We start from the raw sequence: 434 nt of genomic DNA, 5'->3' as shown, positions 1-434 counted from the left end.
CCAATCGGCCTTTAACGGTCGAAGTCTATATTTTGGATTTTGAACAAGACATTTATGGAGAAAAAGTAACCGTTTTGTGGCACCATTATTTAAGAGATGAATTAAAATTTGATTCAATGGAAGCATTGATCGAACAACTAAAACAAGATGAGCTAGACACCCAGAATTATTTCAAGTGAATTGAATAAAGTGCCCTTAAAAAACAGCGACGTAGTAGAGTGGCTGTTTTTTTACTAGAGGAGGATCTTATAAAATTTTTCTGTCTTCAATTAAAAACAAAGTTACTTGATAAGATGCTTAAGAGAAAGTAAAACGATCTGGAGAAAAGAACGAATGATTTTGAAAAAGAAGAATTATAAAAATTGAGGTTAAATCGTTGACAATTTACTACTTATTTGGTAAATTAATACTTGTGTTAGCACTCTTTAGTTCCA

The 434-nt window shown here is 31.1% G+C and carries 1 protein-coding gene; it reads left to right on the top strand.

Going from position 1 to position 434, the window contains the following annotated elements:
• A partial coding sequence (locus RT405_RS11220; protein ID WP_313469739.1) for a riboflavin kinase occupies positions 1–179 on the top strand: 179 nt, incomplete at its 5' end.
• Between the last annotated feature and the right edge of the window lie 255 nt (positions 180–434).

The sequence above is a fragment of the Carnobacterium sp. genome (assembly GCF_032094055.1).
Taxonomy (GTDB): domain Bacteria; phylum Bacillota; class Bacilli; order Lactobacillales; family Carnobacteriaceae; genus Carnobacterium_A.
The sequence above is the reverse complement of the archived record's forward strand: the minus strand, read 5'-3'. Positions and strand labels throughout refer to the sequence as shown.